We start from the raw sequence: 259 nt of genomic DNA, 5'->3' as shown, positions 1-259 counted from the left end.
AGCCGGTACGGCTCAGGGTCAGCAATTGCTTGTCACTGAGCTTTTGGTCCTCATTCACTGCGACCAGCACATGGGCGCGGGGCGAGGTGCCGGGAGTGACCCGGGTCATCGCCGTGCCGTCGGCTGGCTTGAACGATTCGAGGGTCGGTTCCGGGGCCGGGCGCTTGAGGTACCAGTAACCGCCACCGAGAATCAGGGCCAGCACTACCAGTGTGGCCAGTACATACCGCAGGGAGCGTTGAATCATCAGCGTTTCACC

The 259-nt window shown here is 62.5% G+C and carries 1 pseudogene; it reads right to left on the bottom strand.

What is annotated here, in order from left to right:
• A pseudogene (locus AAEZ10_RS27525) lies at positions 1-247 on the bottom strand (virulence factor family protein); the annotation flags it as partial.
• Positions 248-259 lie beyond the last annotated feature (12 nt).

Source organism: Pseudomonas sp. H26/SER47-MNA-CIBAN-0231, from assembly GCF_040310465.1.
GTDB classification, from domain to species: Bacteria; Pseudomonadota; Gammaproteobacteria; order Pseudomonadales; family Pseudomonadaceae; genus Aquipseudomonas; species Aquipseudomonas atacamensis.
The sequence above is the reverse complement of the archived record's forward strand: the minus strand, read 5'-3'. Positions and strand labels throughout refer to the sequence as shown.